The organism is Candidatus Poribacteria bacterium, assembly GCA_021295755.1.
Classification (GTDB): Bacteria; Poribacteria; WGA-4E; order WGA-4E; family PCPOR2b; genus PCPOR2b.
Genome location: JAGWBT010000085.1, coordinates 1 through 15658, shown reverse-complemented (window position 1 = coordinate 15658; position 15658 = coordinate 1). Strand labels below are relative to the sequence as shown.

The following is a 15658-nucleotide window of genomic DNA, read 5'->3' as shown; positions in this document are numbered from 1 at the left end:
CTCCCTCTATATGCCCATAAAAAATTATCTTCTCCCTTGGGTCACTCATTGCCCCAAGGGAATGACTCAATGCGGAATGACCGGTCAGCGAGTGGCAAGTCAACCTTAGCCCCACCCTGCATTGAGGAACCGTGAATTGCGAAGCCTATCTCCGTTGCGCGACGGGCATGTTCAATGTCACAGGCAGTTCGTCCACCCGTCTGTACTGCCTGCACCAAGTCGTTCACCATCGCTGTGCCAGCGGGCCACGGTTCGGTTTCCTCCGGGAGATCTAACGGGCGTAATCCTGCTCCAGATGGACCGTCCGCTGACCAGAGGTAGCTCTCATTGGCATCGTCGAGGAGAAACAGACGTCCGTTCTCGCCCGCGACTTCAAAGGTCAAGCCTGCGTTTTCGTGGCGACCATTTGGTGTGACGTAAAGCACCGCTCCATTCGCAAGCCCGATCTGTGCATTGCCAGCCGGATCCATACGTCGACGTGAATCAGGAGGTTCTTCCGAAACGTCGTCCACTAAGCCGCTGACCCACACCGGTTCGACATCACCCGCCAAGCCTAAAATCGCATCATACGAATGGCATCCGTGATTAATCAGATTGGACAGTGCATAGGCGGTAGCACTCGTCACCTCTCCGATTACACCATCGGCAACTAGCTCGCGGAGTGCACAATAACGGGGCATCCAGCGACGGTCCAACCCTAAAAGCAGCGGCACCTCTTGACACGCGGCTACGATGCGATCCATCTCTGCCAAACTAGTAACAAGAGGTTTGTCGCATAAAATGCCGCGCACCCCAGCCTCGACAGCCAACTCGATCTGATCTACGTGCATCGTTTGGCGCGTGGCAATGCACAACAGGTCTGGTTGGATTTCCCCAAGCATCTGCCCGTAGTCGTGATAGGTCGGAATGCCACCCCAGACCTCTCGCCAGCAATCCACAAATTCTGTCCGGGTGTCCGCACCAAGGTCAAACACCGCTACCACATCCGTCTCCGGCACGGCGTGAAACGCAGTCGCAAAATTGTGACTGCCTGGGGTGCGGTGTGTCATACGATGGCATCCGGCAACCGCGACACGCAATTTATCTTGGCTTTGTTCCATTAATCCTCTCCTCATTTTTAGCTGTAGATCGAAATTTCAATCTGTTCTACCACGAAAATCCAGCGCCTTCCGGTGCAAGGAAACAGCCGTCAACAAAATGATCACGCTCTTCATCGGTCAATAATCCTGTTTCCAGATATAACGTATTGGGCAGCGCACACAGGATATTCAGGTTTATTAGTCCGCCACCATGCGTGCAGCACGGCACGCCAAACGCTGCTGCCAACAGACCAGTGGCAACGCATTCGGAGAAACCACCGAGGCGAGCGAGATCGACCTGTACAATGTCTATTCCCCGACGGACAAGGAGTTCCTTAAATTCTTCCTTACCGTACAGATTTTCGCCGGTGGCGATGGGCATGGCAAGTCCATGGGCAAGTTCGGCGTAGTCATCATAGTTGTGAGCGGGCAGCGGTTCCTCAAGCCAAAATATTCCCATCTCCTGAAAAACCTGTCCACGGCGCAACGCCTCATACACCGTGAGTGTCTGGTTGGCGTCCACCATAATCGTGACATCCGATCCAATCTCCGCCCGAATCGTTTCCAGCCGTTGGATGTCCTCCTCCAGCGTCGGCGAACCGACCTTGACCTTCACCGCCTTGAACCCTTGTTCGGCAGATTTCGCGCAGACCACCTTGAGTTCGTCGAGATCTAAGTGCATCCAACCCACCATCGTGTAGGCAGGTACTCGATCTTGTGCTTGACCTACAAGGCGGTGCGCGGGTTGCCCTGTCTCCTGTCCAAAGATGTCCCAAAGGGCGACATTCACAGCCGTGAGGGCATACATCGTCATGCCGTGGATTGCCTGCTCTTCCAGTGCCCGTCTCAGGTCTTCGTCAATCAGTCGAATAGCCAGCGGATCTCGTCCCTCAAGCAGCGGCGCGACCTCCTCATTGAGCATCGTCTGGAGCGTCTGGTTGGCACCCCGAATCGAGGAGAAGCCAACCGATGAACTGCCGACGAGACCTTTATCGGTGTGAACTTTGACAAAAACACGTCCGGGATGTCTATTGGCGCGGAGCGCATCGGTTATTGGACGTTCCGGTGGCGGGGCAATGTACAATTCGGTTTCAAGACGAGTGATTTTCATTGTTCTCTCCCTTGCGTCTTTGCGTCCTCCGATTCGGATCGGAGTCCTCGTCCCCACAAGTCGGGATCCCGACCTGTCGGGACGAGCGGGATGGGTGTTAAAGTTTCAAATGACCAAAAAAGGGTTCATCCCAAAATACCGCTCACCAGCTTCAACGTCGCTTTGGTGTTTGTGTTGATTTCGTCCACTGTTGTCCCACCAACACATTCGACATATAGTGGTCCCTCAAAGCCACCATTAACTAGCCCATTAAGAACCGTCTCAAAATCAACTAAGCCTTCGCCCGGCGTTACCATTACATCGGGTACACCATCCTCAACGACACAATCCTTGATGATTGTCGTTGTCACTTTCGGTGCAGCGATCGCCACATCGGTTTCGGGACGAAGATCGCCTTTGGTATAATAGATGATATTGCCCGGATCGTAACAAATCCCAAAGGCGGGGTGATTCACTTTACCATCAGCGTCAAGGAGATCTTGGACGGTAAGGCTGATTCCACCGTGGGGTTTCATGGTAATGTTGACACCCATTTCCCCTGCATGTGGCGCAGCCTGACGCATCAACTCAAAATAGTCCGCGTAGTGTGCTTCGTTCCCCGTACCACAATCGAGCAGCCACTTCGTGCCGAGCGCGGCGGCGTTATCAATGAGGCGTTTATAGTCATCGACAGCGGCTTCCAAACCGAAATTCAATTTCGTACTGCCGATTAGCATTGAGGGGGCCAATCCAGCATCGGCAGCGGCTTTGCGGGCTGCCGTAATTTCCGCATCCGTGCTATCAGAGCGGACGGGAATCTGACCGGCGTTAGCGAATACCGCAACATCGGTATACCCAGCAGCCGCGATATGGTCACACGCTTCGGACAGCCTATTGTATGTTTCATAACTTCTCCTTTCAAGTATTGATCCTAGATTCGTCCGAGGGTTTAACGCAGATGTGCTGCGAGCCATCCTTGCCATTCAACCCTTCGATGGAGGCGATATATTCGCGGAAGTAGGGGCAGGTTTTGGATAGAGTTCCTGATAGATGATATAACTATCAATAACCTTTTTGATGTGACGGCGCGTTTGGTCTATCCCAATATCTTCGATGAATTCATCTAGATCCGGAATCTGCTTTGCTTTGATCCATCGCCGCATCCGACCAGGACCGCCGTTGTACGCGCCTGCGACTAGCGCGTGATTGTTGTCAAACTGATCCATCAAACTTTTCATGTACCATGACCCAATCTGAATGTTGATATCTGGATTATACAACATCTTTGTGTTAAATCGTGGAATTTTGAGACGGCTTGCGAACTCGGGTCCATTTGCCGGCATAATCTGCATCAGGCCTATCGCACCTGCGTAGGAAACAATATCGGCGTTATACCGACTCTCTTCGCGAATCATAGCGGCGACAAACAACGGGTCAATTTCGTGTTTTGTTGTGTGTTTTTGAAGGAGGTTTGTGTAATAAAGTGGATAGAGGAGTCGGTATAGTTCTACCGGTATAGCGTTGTTTCTACCGTGCAGGGGTTGAAATCTTGATAGCCTGTCTGCATATCCGTGTGCCTGTTGAAACTTCTTGAGTTTTTCAAGGCAGAAAATAAGGTTATAGTAGTTATCCCGAAGATTCGAGTTGTTACGCTTAATGAGTCCGTCCAGTTCAGTCAAAGCGTCCTCAAAAAGTTTGAGACGCATTAATTGTGCCACGCGAGGCGTCTTCTTAGATCCGATATTTTTCCAAGCAGGGCTGTCCAAGGTAACACGGGCTCGGGGGGCAGCCAGAACTTCTGATTTGACAGAGCCATCGGTTTTTGAACGGAGGCGCTTCAGATGTGCTTTTGCGCGTCCACTATAGTACCAGTGACTTGCCTTCGCTATTTCGCTATATGTTGCTTCCGCTACCTTTAACTGATTTTGACGCTCATAGCTTTTTCCGATCCAGAAGTGTGCCGCCTTAGCAAAACTATCAGTTGGGGATCCTTTCATCAAGGTCGTGAAAGTTTCAATGCACTCTGCGTATCGTTCGTTCCTGAATTGAATCCAGCCGATTCTCCAGTATGCTCGCGGTAACCGGTCGCTGTGGGGGTATTGGGTCGTCAAGCGACGGTAGGAAGCGATAGCTTTATCATATAGTTTCTCGTTTTCCTGCACCCACCCAAGATCATATAACGCATCGTCCGCTAATGCACTCCAACTGTATTTTTCGACAAAGTCAATCAAATGCTTTTCAGCCAGTTGTGGCTGTCCTTTACGCCGGTAGCAAAGCGTTGAATGGTAGAGTGCCCGCGTGAGATAGCCACTCGCTGGGTAGAGAGAAACGATTTTGTTGTACGCTACAAGTGCTGAATCATATTTGCGCTGACGGTGGTATGCACGACCTATATAGTAGGTGGCGCGTGCAGTGATTTTGTCTTTATGACCTGTGGCAGCCTTGCGAAATTCCGAAATCGCGCTCTTCAATTGACCGCGATTGAATCGCACCATGGCGTGGGTCATGCGTTGATTACGAGTGATCTGGAGTTCTGGATGTCGTGCAACTAATTTTTGAAGGGCGTCAAGCGAGTTTAGCGCGATAGTATCTGCATTGTTTGCATGAATAAGCTGTTGATAGGTATCTTGGGCTTGTTTCCAGTTACCCAGTTTTGCATAGGTCTTTGCAGCCTCAAAAGTTGCTTTCCTAGCATAACTGTTTTTGGGATCAGCAATCAGTGCTGAGAAACTTTTGAGTGCCGCGGCGTAATTACCTGAACGATACTGTGCTTTGCCGAGTTCGTACTTTGCGCTAGCAAGATGCATACTATGCGGATGTTCATCGATCAACCGTTGATACCAGACGATAGCGTTCTGATTGTCTTTCATCTGTCCGTATGATTGTGCTAGATGGTAGATAACATAGTCTGCTAAGGGATATGTTGCAGAAAGCGCGAGCGCATAATGTTCAATCGCTTTTGGCCATTTCTTTCCCTTTTCGTAACAGTAAGCGAGCACATGATGGATCGCTTGTTTCTCTGGATGTGTTGAAGGCGTTTTGAGTAAATCCTCCAAGCTCCGGGCAGCCTGAGTATAATTTCCCTGATCGACGAGGGTGAGTGCCTTCTCAAAAGGAGGCGCTCCAAACCCCTGCGGAATCATACAGACGGTGAGGACGATAGGGAGTAGATAACTGTACAGATTTTTTTTCAACATATCGTTACGGCGGTCTGGAGCGAGATTTGTCAACTTGTCCTTAAAGCGATTCAAGTGGTTATGGGCTATCTTCAAGCAGCTGTTGTACCGCTGAGTTGTCGGGTGCTTGCTCCTGAATCCACCGAATTACCTCCTTCATATTTTTGGGCCATTTCTTTTTCTGGAATGCTTTTGCAAGACGAATACCGGTGTTAATAAGGATTGCTTTAATTTCCGTATCACCGAGATCCAGGGCTAATGCAGCGCGGTATTTCGCTTTCGCTTTGAGATGTTCATCGCGGCCGATTAAGCAGTGCACGAGGCTATTTCGCACAAGTGCAAGATTATCCACCGCCATTTGGGAATTATCAGTACGGTTCAGTTGCGCCTCAAACTGCGACTCAATACTCAGGAGATTGTGGTAAGCAACTTTGTCCCGTGGATCGCTGGCGAGTGCCGCATCAAACGCTGGCAATGCTTTCAGGGGTTGTTTCTTCATCAAATAAAGATACCCAATCGTATTATAGATTCCTATACCCCGATCGGATTCTGGGATACTTTCAAACACCTTGAGCGCTGCCGTATATTTCTTTCGGTTTAGAAGATAGTTCCCGCGTTGAATCTGAAGATTGACCAACCCCGTTTTGGCTTGAAGATTATCTGGCTCAAGTTCCAAAATCTCTTCAAACACCCTCCCCGCGTTGTCGAAATCCTTTGCATGTTCGTAGACATACGCGAGGCTCAAGCGAAGGTTGATGTGTGCTGGGGCTAACGCGAGTCCCGCTTCAAGCTGTGCAATCGCTTGGGCGTAACGCCTTTGATTGTCGAGTACTTGCCCGTATTTATGATAGACCGCGATCAGGTTGTTCCGCGCTTGTGCATTCTCCGGATCGGCAGTGAAAACCGCATTGAATGCGCGGATTGCCTGCGGGTAGTCTCGTTTTTGGAAATATAAATCCCCTAGCAAACCGTGAGCATCAATGGCACCCGAATCAAACTCAAGAAGTTCACGATAGGCTTCAATAGCCAGATCTAAATTTCCCTTTTCGCGAAATGTGTTCGCCCGCTTCCAGTACAAATCCGTCAGATTGGTTTTCATACTGGCAAGATCGGGCATCAATTGGCGGGCCTGCTGATAGGCATCAATCGCTTCCTCCCAACGTTGGGATTGAGTCAACTGTACACCGAAATTGTTGTAGGACCGAGCGAGATTTTGCTTGGCATCTGTGGCACCGGGATTAAATTGCAATGCTTTTTTGTACTCTGCAATTGCGTTTTGGTGATCCCCGCTTTTTGCGTAGACCTCACCTGTCAGACTATATAGTGTCGAATCTGTCGGGTCAAGTTGGAGTGCTTCTGAAAAAAACGCAATTGCTTGCGGATAAGTTTCATCTACTAGGGCAGCGATACCCTGCTCACGATAGAGTTGATGTAGATTATTTTTGGCTGGATGATAGCGAGGGTTAATCTGGAGCGCGCTCTTGAAAGCTGCGATAGCTTCGTCAATTTTCTGACTTTGATAGTATATCACGCCGGCGATGTTATACCCCTCTGGCGATGCCTCCCGATTGAGCATCTTTTGAAGCTGGACGAGTGCTTCCTCTCTACGTCCGCTTTTCTGATAGGCAAGAAGCAGTTTTTCGTTGGCTTGCTGAAAGTACGGATTAAGCGCTAAACAGGCTTTGAAATTTGCAATCGCTGCGTCCATTTCGTCTTTATCGAAATTGACAGTGCCGAGGAGATAGTGGCTCCGGACGTGTTTTGGATTGGTTTCAATCTGTACTTTGAGAATTGCAATTGCAGCTTCATGTTGAGGCGTGTAGGGTGGAGTCGCGTAGACTTTGTGCAGTGTCGCCTTATCTCGATCCGTCGGGCGTTGTGCCGTTGCTGCGAAGAAAAGCACATCCACTGAATCTGAGCTGTGTCCCCAAAGTCCTATTGCATGTCCAAGTTCATGGAGACAAACGGTTCGCATCTTTTCGGGCGAAAGCAGCGCCGCCGAACCGATTTCTCGCAACGCCAAAACCATGTCTACCTCGAAATCAGTCTCTGAGAGACGGGTGAGCCCCGTTTTGCCGAGTGCGGTATCGATGATTCGCGTCAATCCACTCCGCTGCCACCGCACGCGAATGTCTGCGTTGTCGGTTGCCTTCACCTCTTGGAATTGTATCTGCCCATCAGCGGCAGCTTCCCATTCGCGCATGGCATAGCGGAAACTTTCCAGATACGTTTCAACCCCCTCAATGCCGATAGGCACAGGTGCTATATGGACACGGATCGGCATTTGGGTGAAACGGGTAATTTTCCCGTCGGAAAAAACTGTGATATGGTTAAAATAGTCGTCCGCCGAAGAAGCAGCGTCGGCAATCAGGAGCAGTATCAGGATTGAGAGAATGAAAACAGGGTGTTGATGTTTCATAGCGGGTGTCTCCTGTGCGTGATAAGTGTGCGAGAAATACCGTGCTGCTGCTTTGAATCAGGCAGATATCAAGCCCCCTTAGTTCTGTGGGGAGGGCAATCGCATCTGTGATAAAAATTAGGCAATTGAGCAATCAGTACCTGGGCAGGGCTCCGGACGGAACGCAGGTTGGCTAACCCTGATTTCATCGAGGGCAGGTTGCAGTGCAGCGGAAATCCCGCCTGTCCTGATTTATCGGGGATCCATCGGGGCTCTGGGAACAAGTACGGGTTGGGGAACCTGTCCTCACGATGAGATTGCTATTGTCATATGCCAAAGTCAGAGGTATGCACAGCCGGAAATAGGACATGATTTTCGCCATTGAAGTGCGTAAGCCCTACACAATACTTACATGCAATTCCCCTAGTTTTGTGGGTCCGGCACCTTGTACTTTGGGTCCGCAAAGTATCTGGACCCATTAATTTGATGAATACGCCATCTGGTTGACTTCTTTGTCAGGTAAAAAGATGCTAGCTCACTAATACAGCCGTCCGAATGTGCGTTTGGAAAAAACATAAGTCCCTTTGCACTTGCTTCCATATAGGGCCTCTTTATATACGCACCGCGAATATAAAAGTCTGTCAACTTCCACTGTTCCCAATCCGGAATCTCACGGCAAGGCGGGGCTATCATTGTGCCCCACAGAGCTTGTTGAACACTTCTAGCATTTGACCACGAGTGGGAAGTACGATCTTGCGCTGGAATATCCCATTCCATACTTGTTGCTGTGTCCAAGGTTCGCGTGAGGGCAGACATATCCTCTGCTGCATAGGCGTTAATAAAGTCCCTGTAAACCTCCTGAATCTCTGCTATTTCTAATTCAAAATTATTTTCTCGGACCGCCACCTCTTCGTCCGGCACATGTTCTCTGTATGACTTATTGATGTAAGGTGCCGTTGGAAAAAGGAAAAATTCGGTGAATCGGAGTCGTTCGGTAAATATCTCGTTATCAACATCTCCACAACCCAGGAGGTGTGCAAACACAACTATCAGGAGTAACATGGTCGTAGCGAGGCTTAAAATTCTTTTTGGGTACATAGGTTTTCCTCCTAACAAAACGCGCTAGTAGGCGATGGCGTTAAGAGTCACTAAATACGTGATAATTTCATTGGCGAATTTTATTTCAGTTACATCATCGAAGTGTATTATGTTCGCGTGCCCGAAATTCACTGTAAAATCAACGGTCAGGTGACGTAAGAATTCATAACCGATTCCACCCGACGCGACCAAACCGGTCTGTCTCGCTTTTTCCAATTTGAAGGGGGGATGCCAAGTTACAAGTGTTGCGAGTCCGAGAGAACTGACGAAGTAAAAATCAATGCTTCGGAGCGGAAAGTACATCATGCCGGCACCGGCGCTCCCATTGGCGATCATAGTATCCCGATAAAGATTCGATAACGGGAGCCATGAGATGCGACTTGTGTAGTAGAGAAGGAATTGATCTGACAGTCCGTGCCCAATTTTGAGCTCTGTTGCAAAAGTAGGTCTTGTTTGACGCGGATCCGGCCAGCTGCCTTCGTACGCTTCCGCCCAATAGACCGCAAGCGGTGCTGTAAAGTTGGTGAAGCCAACGCCGGCACCGATACCAAAAATAAAACCTTCGCGCCACCCTCGAAGCCCTGAAATGATTTTGGGAATATCGCGATCGCGTTCTTCGTAAATGACGATGATACTTGTGTCTCTCGTGGGTGGTTTCGTGAGTGATCTCTGATTCTGGTCTTGCCCCTCGTTAATGATGCTTTTGTCTGCCGCATTGGCCGCGTGTCCATGTTGCACGACGGGAAGGATCAAAAAAGCGACAATTAGTCCGAAATAATATGATTGTGGTACAATTTTCTTCATTCTGTTTTCCTCATGATGGGCTTGAACGGAGGCTGCCAAAGCAGTAAGGACCTGAGTTGGTCGATTTTGGAAAATCGCCCCCGATGCTGCGACTGGGGGCGAGGCAACCGAATCAAAATCGGTTGTAGCGATGGCGTTGGGTTTCACGGTTTCTGTTCAACCCAACACCGTTCCGAGGGTTTGCGATCTACGTGTTGACATTTCTGTGATAATGGAGATATGTCAACACTCACCCTACCCAATAGTCAATGGTCAAAAATAGTTTCATTCCTTCAGAATCGGGGTCTAGGGGCTTACTGTAGTTGTCCGATTCGCCAGTCATCAAATCGCTTTGGACTCCTAGTTTCTGCTCGGAGAGTTGTGTTGTCCGGCAATAAAATAACTCATTATCATTGATGTTGTCCCAAACCTTTCATTATCGAGCCGGCAGTCCGCGATAGACCAGCCCCCCTGTGACCAGCGCAATCAGTAGAAAAAGGACGCCAGCACCGTAAAATCCCAATAGCAATTTGCCGAACCCAAACAGTGCGCAATAGACAAATGCCGAACCCAACACCCAGTTGAGCAGTGCTGGCATACCACTCTCTTCAATCGGTTGGACATTTGCGAGGCTAGGAATACGTCCCCACCAGCCGCCATTCGGTCGGATGCGTTGATAGAACGCAATTAACCTCTCTTCTGAAACAGGGGAGGTCACCAAAGTCGTGACGAGCCAAGTTAGCGTTGAAATCGGAACAATAATCAGCAGCTGATATGCGAAGTTATCTTTTGTCTGGGGCAGGGTGAACACAATTGTTGACACAACTGCCGAGGTAACCATCGCAGCAATCTCGGACCATGCATTAATCCGCCACCAGTACCACCGCAGGATCTGCACGAGTCCAATCCCTGCGTTGAGAGCGATCAGGAATTTCCACGCTCCTGCAATCGAGTTCATGAATAAACTGGTCACCCCTGCAACGAGCATGATCAACACCACCGAGATCCGAGAAGCAACCACGTAGTGCCGGTCGTCAGCCTCTGGTTTGAAAAAGCGTTTGTAGAAATCGTTGACGAGATAGGACGCTCCCCAATTCAGGTGGGTGTCAATCGTTGACATAAACGCTGCAAGAAATGCAGTAAGCATAAGCCCAAGCAATCCTGTGGGCAGGTATTCGAGCATCAACTTCGGATAACCTGCTTCCGGGTCGCTGAGGTTTGGATAGACAACCATTGATACAAGGGCGACTAGAATCCAGGGCCAAGGACGTAACGTATAGTGTGCGATGTTGAACCATAGTGTGGCAAGCAATGTATTCCGTTCGTCCTTCGCCGCAAACATCCGTTGGGCGATGTAACCACCGCCATCTACTCCGTTTGCCGCCCACCATTGAACACCGAGGTAAACGCCAAAGGTCAATATCGCCATCTCGCCGGCACCAAAATCTGGAAAGAAGTGCAGGATCGAGTGGTCTGCCCCATGCATCTCCGACAGCTTGGTTTTCAGGGTGCCTATACCACCAATCTTGACAACAGCGATAACTGCTAACGCAATCGATCCAATCATCGCCATACCGAATTGGACTAGGTCCGTTATGACAACCCCCCAAAACCCGGACAGCGCACAATAGATGCCCGCAATTAACATACACGCAAGGACAACAAGCACCTTCGATGTGCCGGTGTCGGGCAGATTAAAGGTCAACACGATGATCTTCTGCATTGCCAAAATCACCCAACCCATCGTGATGCAATTTATTGGCAATCCGATGTATAGGGCACGAAAGCCACGCAATAAGCTGGCTGATCTGCCGGCATAACGCAATTCTGTCAATTCAACGTCGGTGATAACCTCCGCTCGCCGCCAGAGCCTGGAGAATAGGAATGTTGCTAACATTCCGCTCAAGACCATGTTCCACCAGAGCCAATTCCCTGCAATTCCGTCCTTGACTACGAGTCCCGTGACCGCCAACGGTGTATCCGCGGCAAACGTCGTCGCGACCATTGATGTGCCTGCGAGCCACCACGGTAAATTTCTACCAGAAACGAAAAATTCGTTAATATCCCTCCCAGCACGTTTGGAATAGTAGATACCGAGTCCAAGTGCAAAAAGTATATAACTAATGATGATTGCACCATCAATGGGTGAAAGTTTCATCTAAGACAGATCTCCTTATAATGTTTATATGTCATGAGGGGCCATGTGCGATTGATTCGGTACATTGATGTTGTATCAGGCTGCAAATTTTGAAGCCGGTAGTCTAGGGAAAGCTCGGAAAATTACCGGAAAGCTCGGCTATCTTATCATGGCGCAAATCCCAAATCAAGCGAAATAAGAGGCAAATTTCCGCTACAAATAAAAAAATAAAAGGCGGGGAAATTTGCCGCTCGAGGATCTCGGTTTCGCTTGCCACCTATCCTGAAATCTGCTAAAATAAATCCATAACCCGTCGGATTGTAAAAGCAATTTCTGATAACTGCAAACACTTATGCGTGGGGATAGCGCACGGGAGATTCGTATGAGAGATGAACCATTGAGGTCTATTCACGTCGGCACGGGCGGCAGAGGCACTTGGCCCATTGATGTTGTAATAGCTGACCCAAATTGGGAGCCTGTTGCCTTGGTAGATGTCGATGAGCCTGTCCTCGAAATCGCACGCGAGAAAACAGGACTAGAAAAATCCGCTTGCTTCTCAAGCCTTGAAGAAGCAGCTAAAGTGGTCGATGCCGATGCTGCATTGATTTGTACCCCAACAGCAACGCATGCTCCTTTCGCACGGATGGGGTTTGATGCCGGTTTACATGTCCTTGTTGAAAAAGGAATGACAACCGACCTCACTTTAGCGAAGCAATTGGTCAGGGAGGGGGAGGGGAGCGGCGTCAGATTCTGTGTGGCACAGAATTATCGCTATCAGCCGCTGCAACAGACAATAAAAGGACTCCTCGATGAGGGAACTTGCGGCACCCCCGCGATCGTTGACCTTATCCACCACCGCTATCGCCCGGATCCACGCACGCTTAACTATCTCAATGCAATGATTTGGGATATGAGTTGCCACCATTTTGATAACCTCAACTTCTGGTTTGGTCCCGTTCAAACCGTGATTGCGCGGACATTCAATACACCTTGGAGTCAATATCCTTACGATTCAGGAGTTTATGCGATTCTCGAATACGAAAACGGGATGGTATGCAATTATGGGATAACGCACTGTGCCCAAAACAGTTCATATCACCTACGCATGCAGATGGATAGGGGCACACTCCGAGCCTACGACGTAGAGGGAATCGAATTTCAACCGACGGGCGATGGTGAGCCTGAAACGATTGAACCGCTATCTTTGCCACGCAGCGAACAGCTTGTGCTGGATGCGTTAAGGGAGTATATCCGCAACGCGGTTGAACCGGGGATCTCAGGTAGGAATAACCTGCAAATACTCGCTCTCTGTCAGGCAACGTGCGACGCTGCAAGTACCGGTGCGGCTGTCAAGGTGGCGGATCTGCTTGAAACATAGAGGCAATAAACGTCTGCAACCAATCTGTTGACCGTTGCAAATTTTATAGAGATCACGATGCCAGACAGAACTCAACATCCATACCGAGATTTTGTGCTAATCACCAACCCAATTTCCGGAAAAGGCAAGGCTGCTGCAATTGCTGAACAGGCGTTTCAGCGTCTCACAGTTAAAGGTTACACGGGACGTCTGGAGTTGACCACTCAGTCCGGTGACGCAAACCGGATCGCGCAGGAAGCTATTGAAAATGATTCACACTGGATTATTGCGTGCGGCGGTGATGGTACAATTCACGAGGTGGTTAACGCGATTGCCGAGAAGCCGGACGTAGTGCTTGGCGTCCTGCCGTGCGGCAAGGGGAACGATTTCGCAGAGGCGTTGAAGATTCCTACAAAGCCAGTGGACGCCATCGGAGTGCTGTTAAATGGGGCTACGCGACAAGTTGACCTCGGCAAAATCGGAGATCACTATTTTGATACGATTGTCACATGTGGGTATGATGCTGAGGTGAGTCGGCGTGTTACAGAGGAGGGCACGCCTTTTTCTGGGACGGCTGCTTATGTGTATACGGCGATCACAACGCTTTTTCGCTATAGATCGCCTGTGGTTCGCCTTGAAGGGGACTTCGGCTCCTACGAAGGTGAAATCCTTCTGACTGCTACCGGCGTCACGTCTAGTTATGGCGGCGGGATGAAAATTGTGCCGGGGGCAGTTATAGATGACGGGTTGTTTGATGTATGTATTATCGAACCTGTTCCCCGTCGAACTGTTTTGCGTTTGCTAGTCACCCTTTTCTGGGGAGGACATGCCGGACATCGCGCGGTCCGGATACACCGCACAAAATCGCTGACAATCGAAACAGACCCACCGATACTCCTTTATGCGGACGGAGAACGGATTTGCTACACCCCTGCGGCCGTTGAAATAGTTGAACGAGGACTGACTGTTATTGCACCTTAATAAGTAGTAGACATACGTCGCCCCGATAGATCGGGATTCAAAGCAATATGCCGTAACCTTGTATCCCTCGTGGCTATAGGTTTCCTAACCTGCGAGATGCCGTAGGTTGGGTTGAACCGGCACTGTGAAACCCAACGCTCACGTTTCGTACATTACGTTTTAGATTTTGCTAATGTACAAGGTTCGTCAATTTAATGAACTAATGAACCAATGAATAAATTTACCACAGTCGCTGTGCAGCAAGTCGTTCTTCATCCAGTTCCATTCCTAATCCAGGTCCCTCTGGGACGATGATATGTCCCGCTTCGTAACGCACCCGCTCCTTGACAACCTGTTCGTAGTAAACGAGGGGTCCTGCGGGATAGCACGGGAAATCAATGTTGGGCATCGCCGCGGCAAAATGCGCCCGCGCTGCCGTGCCGATGGAGAGTTCCACAGTGCTGCCCATTAACGTCTTAATGCCAAAAAGTTCAGCCAACCCAAACACCTTCTGACAAGCAGTCATCCCCGAATACCCCACGCCGAGGTTGAAAATATCTACCGCTTCGTGCCGCGCCAACCGTACTGCTACAGGAGCTTCCGACGAATGCTCGCTGATTGGCACATCTACCGCTTGTTTCACCGTGATAAAATCCTCAACCGGGGCGTTCTGGCGTCCTTTGACAGGGGATTCAACTAGATTCGGCTTGAAGGCTGTAAAGCGACCGATGACGTCAATCGCCGTTTCCACGTCAAACCGTCCGCTTGCATCTAGAGCATTAATCTCCACCCCGTTACCCCAACGCTGCCGGAGTTCCGAAAGGAACCGTTCGTCCAACGTCAGATCTGCACCGAAATAGTAGCGGATTGTTGGGTGTCCTTGGTCTTGCAATTTGTCGATGCGCTGCAGGTTGGCTTCTATATCTGCTTCAATCTGGCACGGTGCGAGAGGATAGGCGAAGGGAATCCGTTCGCGGTATTTGCCACCAAATAGTTGGTAGATTGGTGTGTCTAACGCTCGACCGATGGCATCGTGTAGCGCGATGTCAATTCCAGCGAGGACCTGATGCTCCCACTCCTGTCCTTCCAGATCCACCTGAATCGCCGTCAGGTCAAACGGGCTGCGGCCGACAAGCAACGGTTCTAACCGAGCCGCTAACCCATTGACCGTTTCTGGAGTGAGGTCAAGGTTGACATCGGACATCTCTCCCAAGCCTGTAATATCGGCATCGGTTTGCAGGCGAACGATGATGTGGTGGGAGATTGCTTTCTCCGAATCGGAAGGGCAGGTTCGTCCCATTTCGCGGGTTGAGTAGATTGGAATCAGTTCAATAGCTGTAATCTGCATGTTTGCTCCTGGTTACGTGATATGTAATACGTGATGCGTGAGGAAAAGCACTTAGGTATTACTCGTTACGCATTATTTTTTTGAGGGTGTAAGTGATGGTAACGAAATTGGTAAATTTCATTTGTTTGGGATTCGTCTTAATGCTGGTTACAGCCAGTTTGCACAGCGCGCAAGAGGTTGAGACAGAGGTTCAGCCACCAGATCTCCGTACGCGCAAGTCTGGCAGCGATTG

General features: G+C 49.7%; 11 protein-coding genes. 2 read left to right on the top strand and 9 right to left on the bottom strand.

Annotated features, from left to right (window positions below; all coding sequences use genetic code 11):
• Nucleotides 1–41 precede the first annotated feature (41 nt).
• From J4G02_13250 to J4G02_13215, 8 genes are all read right to left on the bottom strand, one after another.
• Nucleotides 42–1100, bottom strand: a complete 1059-nt coding sequence (locus J4G02_13250; protein ID MCE2395544.1) for a Gfo/Idh/MocA family oxidoreductase — start codon at nucleotides 1098–1100, stop codon at nucleotides 42–44.
• Nucleotides 1101–1146: 46 nt separating this feature from the next.
• A complete protein-coding gene (locus tag J4G02_13245) occupies nucleotides 1147–2190 on the bottom strand; it encodes a mandelate racemase/muconate lactonizing enzyme family protein (protein MCE2395543.1) in 1044 nt (347 codons plus the stop codon).
• 125 nt (nucleotides 2191–2315) lie between these two features.
• On the bottom strand, nucleotides 2316–3152 hold the full coding sequence (locus J4G02_13240; GenBank protein MCE2395542.1) for a sugar phosphate isomerase/epimerase: 837 nt from the start codon (nucleotides 3150–3152) through the stop codon (nucleotides 2316–2318).
• Entirely contained in the window at nucleotides 3153–5399 is a 2247-nt protein-coding gene (locus J4G02_13235) for a tetratricopeptide repeat protein (GenBank protein ID MCE2395541.1), read from the bottom strand.
• Nucleotides 5400–5424: 25 nt separating this feature from the next.
• Nucleotides 5425–7764 carry a tetratricopeptide repeat protein gene (locus J4G02_13230; GenBank protein MCE2395540.1) on the bottom strand — a complete coding sequence of 780 codons (2340 nt, stop codon included), beginning with the start codon at nucleotides 7762–7764 and terminating at the stop codon, nucleotides 5425–5427.
• Between the two features lie 402 nt (nucleotides 7765–8166).
• Nucleotides 8167–8841 carry a hypothetical protein gene (locus J4G02_13225; GenBank protein ID MCE2395539.1) on the bottom strand — a complete coding sequence of 225 codons (675 nt, stop codon included), beginning with the start codon at nucleotides 8839–8841 and terminating at the stop codon, nucleotides 8167–8169.
• A gap of 24 nt (nucleotides 8842–8865) precedes the next feature.
• Nucleotides 8866–9645, bottom strand: a complete 780-nt coding sequence (locus J4G02_13220) for a hypothetical protein (GenBank protein ID MCE2395538.1) — start codon at nucleotides 9643–9645, stop codon at nucleotides 8866–8868.
• Between the two features lie 415 nt (nucleotides 9646–10060).
• Complete coding sequence (locus J4G02_13215; protein MCE2395537.1) at nucleotides 10061–11782, bottom strand: Na+:solute symporter; 1722 nt, start codon at nucleotides 11780–11782, stop codon at nucleotides 10061–10063.
• A 361-nt stretch (nucleotides 11783–12143) separates the two neighbouring features.
• On the opposite strand from J4G02_13215, the gene J4G02_13210 reads away from it, so the two are divergent.
• Nucleotides 12144–13139 carry a Gfo/Idh/MocA family oxidoreductase gene (locus tag J4G02_13210; GenBank protein MCE2395536.1) on the top strand — a complete coding sequence of 332 codons (996 nt, stop codon included), beginning with the start codon at nucleotides 12144–12146 and terminating at the stop codon, nucleotides 13137–13139.
• Between the two features lie 57 nt (nucleotides 13140–13196).
• Complete coding sequence (locus tag J4G02_13205; protein MCE2395535.1) at nucleotides 13197–14099, top strand: diacylglycerol kinase family lipid kinase; 903 nt, start codon at nucleotides 13197–13199, stop codon at nucleotides 14097–14099.
• A gap of 220 nt (nucleotides 14100–14319) precedes the next feature.
• On the opposite strand, the gene J4G02_13200 is transcribed toward J4G02_13205, so the two are convergent.
• A complete protein-coding gene (locus J4G02_13200; GenBank protein ID MCE2395534.1) occupies nucleotides 14320–15426 on the bottom strand; it encodes a hypothetical protein in 1107 nt (368 codons plus the stop codon).
• Nucleotides 15427–15658: the final 232 nt, after the last annotated feature.

Excerpts from the sequence above, each read along its gene's own strand:
- J4G02_13220 (MCE2395538.1), bottom strand. The coding sequence starts at position 9,645 with ATGAAGAAAATTGTACCACAATCATATTATTTCGGACTAATTGTCGCT.
- J4G02_13250 (MCE2395544.1), bottom strand. The coding sequence starts at position 1,100 with ATGGAACAAAGCCAAGATAAATTGCGTGTCGCGGTTGCCGGATGCCAT.
- J4G02_13240 (MCE2395542.1), bottom strand. The coding sequence starts at position 3,152 with ATGGCAAGGATGGCTCGCAGCACATCTGCGTTAAACCCTCGGACGAAT.
- J4G02_13230 (MCE2395540.1), bottom strand. The coding sequence starts at position 7,764 with ATGAAACATCAACACCCTGTTTTCATTCTCTCAATCCTGATACTGCTC.
- J4G02_13200 (MCE2395534.1), bottom strand. The coding sequence starts at position 15,426 with ATGCAGATTACAGCTATTGAACTGATTCCAATCTACTCAACCCGCGAA.
- J4G02_13225 (MCE2395539.1), bottom strand. The coding sequence starts at position 8,841 with ATGTACCCAAAAAGAATTTTAAGCCTCGCTACGACCATGTTACTCCTG.
- J4G02_13205 (MCE2395535.1), top strand. The coding sequence starts at position 13,197 with ATGCCAGACAGAACTCAACATCCATACCGAGATTTTGTGCTAATCACC.
- J4G02_13245 (MCE2395543.1), bottom strand. The coding sequence starts at position 2,190 with ATGAAAATCACTCGTCTTGAAACCGAATTGTACATTGCCCCGCCACCG.
- J4G02_13210 (MCE2395536.1), top strand. The coding sequence starts at position 12,144 with ATGAGAGATGAACCATTGAGGTCTATTCACGTCGGCACGGGCGGCAGA.
- J4G02_13215 (MCE2395537.1), bottom strand. The coding sequence starts at position 11,782 with ATGAAACTTTCACCCATTGATGGTGCAATCATCATTAGTTATATACTT.